Genomic DNA, 2742 nt, shown 5'->3' with positions numbered 1-2742 from the left:
CTCAAGGGTCACTTCGCCGCGATGCGCCATGCCGCGTCGTACTGGCGCGGGCTGTCCAAAGAGGGCAAAGCGGTTGACGCCCGGATCATCAACACGAGTTCGGGTGCGGGCCTGCAGGGCAGCGTCGGGCAGGGCAACTACAGCGCGGCCAAGGCCGGCATCGCGGCGATGACACTCGTCGCCGCCGCCGAGATGGGGCGCTACGGCGTGACCGTCAATGCGATAGCGCCGTCGGCGCGCACCCGCATGACCGAGACCGTCTTCGCCGAGATGATGTCAACGCAGGACCAGGATTTCGACGCGATGGCGCCCGAGAACATCTCGCCCCTGGTGGTGTGGCTGGGCAGCGCCGAATCGCGTGACGTCACCGGCAAGGTATTCGAAATCGAGGGCGGCAAGATCCGCGTCGCCGAGGGCTGGGCGCACGGCCCGCAGATCGACAAGGGCGCCAAGTGGGACCCGGCCGAGTTGGGGCCCGTCGTCAGCGATCTGCTGGCGAAGGCCCGGCCGGCGGTCCCGGTCTACGGGGCCTAGCCGACCGGATCGCAGATCACGATCGGGATCACCCGATCGGTCCACGATTTGTAGTCCTCGAACGTGGGGTACATGGCCACCATCTTCGGCCAGTACTCCGCGCGCTCGGCGTCGTTGGCGTCGCGTGCCGTCATCGACAGCACCTCGTCCTTGATCTGCACGGACACTTTGGGATTCGCCTTGAGGTTGAGGTACCACAGCGGATGCTTGTCGCTGCCGCCCCGGGACGCGCCGAGTACGACGCGGTTGCCCTCGCGCAGGTAGAGCAGCGGGCTGACCCGCGGCTCACCGGTCTTGCGGCCGGTCGTGGTAAGTAGCGCGATCGGAGCGTCGCCCATCTTGCCGCCGATCTTTCCGTTGGTGCGCCGGTAAATCCACGTGTTGCCCTTGCCCATCCATTTCATGAAAGTGTCGACCCAAGGCGCGTTCAAACCGCGCGGTTTCGATTTCGGCATGGCTTCCTAGCGCTGAATGAATGGGTGGAAACGGACTCTGATGTGCTGGATTTCGGCTTTCCCGCTTGCACTTTCGGCGGGGATCACGAAACTCTCGTTGACTCGCGCGCCCAGTCGCCGGCCGCCGAGTCCCGCTTTGGTCAGCACGTGGTACATCGCATGCACCTCGTCACCGTCGAGGCGGTAGTCTGGCAGCGTCGTGTCCGCCAGAAGCCGGTATTGAACCCCGCGATTGAGGCTGCGCCGCAGGTGATTTCCCGAAAATCCGTTCTTGAATCCCTGCTCGATCCGGGTGCAACCGGCCGCGAACGGAACGGAATCGCCGTCATGGCTGACGAGCGCGTCGATATATGCCTGCGCCGCGGCGATGCGGCTCTCGGCCGAAACGATCACTGGTGACGAGGTTAGATGCGCTCGATGATGCTGCCGGTGGACAGGGCGCCGCCCGCGCACATGGTGATCAGCGCGGTGCTCTGGTCGGTGCGCTCCAGTTCGTGCAGCGCGGTGGTGATCAGCCGGCTGCCGGTGCAACCCACCGGGTGGCCGAGCGCGATCGCACCGCCGTTGACGTTGACCCGGGCCATGTCGGCCTCGTGCACCCGCGCCCACGACAGCACCACCGAGGCGAAGGCCTCGTTGATCTCGACCAGGTCGATGTCGCCCATCTTCATCCCGGCCTTCTCCAGCACCTTCGCCGTCGACTGCACCGGCCCGTCCAGGTGGTAGTAGGGCTCTGCCCCGACCAGCGCCTGGCTGACGATGCGCGCCCGCGGCCGCAGCCCGAGTGCCTTGGCCTTGTCCTCGTCCATCCACAGCACGGCCGCTGCACCATCGGAGATCTGCGACGACGTTCCCGCCGTGTGGATCCCGCCATCGAGGACAGGCTTCAGCGAGCTCAGCCCCGACAGCGTGGTGTCGCGCAGGCCCTGGTCCCGGCTGATGGTGACACGCTCGGACGTCGGCTGCTTGTTCTCGTCGAGGGCCGGTGCCTCGAGCGGGGAGATCTCGCGGTCGAAACGGGCTTCATCCCAGGCCTGCTTGGCCTTGGCCTGAGACGCGAGGCCGAATTCATCGATGTCTTCGCGGGTGATGCCGCGCCGCTTGGCGATTCGCTCGGCGGCGGTGAACTGGTCGGGCAGGTCGATGTCCCACGACTCCGCCCGCCAGTTGCGGTCCGGGCCGGCGTTGGCGCCCAGCCCGACGCGACTCATCGCCTCGACGCCGCACGCGATGCCGATGTCGATCGCACCGGTCGCGATCAGACCCGCGATCAGGTGGTTGGCCTGCTGCCCACTGCCGCACTGGCAGTCCACGGTGGTGGCGCCGACGTGCTCCGGCAAACCCGCGGTCAGCCACGCCGTGCGGCTGATGTTGTTGGACTGCTCCGCGAACTGCGTGACGCAGCCGCCGATAACCTGCTCAACGTCGCCGGCGTTGATTCCGGCCTTCTCAACTAGTGCCTTCTGCACCGCACCCAACAGCTCGGTGGCGTGCAGGCCTGACAGCCATCCATTGCGCTTGCCGATCGGGCTGCGAGTGGCTTCGACGATTACCGGGTTACCCATTCCGTCAGGCTAGAACACGTTTCATTACTCTGACAAGCGAGGATGATGACCTGCCTTTTATCTGCGCAGGAGGCGTGTTTTACTGGCACTAGAACACGTTGCAATTAGTGTTGTAAAAGGAGCGCACTCTACATGGCACCCCCGAACATTCCCGCCGACTTCGACTTTCTCGACCCGGACGTCAACCT

Annotated in this window: 4 protein-coding genes; 1 reads left to right on the top strand and 3 read right to left on the bottom strand. The window is 65.5% G+C overall.

Going from position 1 to position 2742, the window contains the following annotated elements; translation table 11 throughout:
* The coding region (locus JOZ00_RS14370) for an SDR family oxidoreductase (RefSeq protein WP_293344621.1) at window positions 1–534 on the top strand (534 nt) is incomplete at its 5' end.
* Here the strand turns inward: JOZ00_RS14370 and JOZ00_RS14365 are convergent.
* The 3 genes from JOZ00_RS14365 to JOZ00_RS14355 are packed head-to-tail and all read right to left on the bottom strand — an operon-like array spanning window position 531 to window position 2554.
* Window positions 531–989 carry a nitroreductase family deazaflavin-dependent oxidoreductase gene (locus JOZ00_RS14365; protein ID WP_293344620.1) on the bottom strand — a complete coding sequence of 153 codons (459 nt, stop codon included), beginning with the start codon at window positions 987–989 and terminating at the stop codon, window positions 531–533. The genes JOZ00_RS14370 and JOZ00_RS14365 overlap by 4 nt on opposite strands.
* Window positions 990–995: 6 nt before the next feature.
* Complete coding sequence (locus JOZ00_RS14360) at window positions 996–1382, bottom strand: hypothetical protein (protein WP_293344619.1); 387 nt, start codon at window positions 1380–1382, stop codon at window positions 996–998.
* A gap of 11 nt (window positions 1383–1393) precedes the next feature.
* Entirely contained in the window at window positions 1394–2554 is a 1161-nt protein-coding gene (locus tag JOZ00_RS14355) for a steroid 3-ketoacyl-CoA thiolase (protein WP_293344618.1), read from the bottom strand.
* Window positions 2555–2742: the final 188 nt, after the last annotated feature.

Source organism: Mycobacterium sp. (assembly GCF_019243155.1).
In the GTDB taxonomy this organism is placed as follows: Bacteria; Actinomycetota; Actinomycetes; order Mycobacteriales; family Mycobacteriaceae; genus Mycobacterium.
The sequence above is the reverse complement of the archived record's forward strand: the minus strand, read 5'-3'. Positions and strand labels throughout refer to the sequence as shown.

Coding starts and splice junctions, on each gene's coding strand:
- JOZ00_RS14365 (WP_293344620.1), bottom strand. CDS start 989: ATGCCGAAATCGAAACCGCGCGGTTTGAACGCGCCTTGGGTCGACACT.
- JOZ00_RS14355 (WP_293344618.1), bottom strand. CDS start 2,554: ATGGGTAACCCGGTAATCGTCGAAGCCACTCGCAGCCCGATCGGCAAG.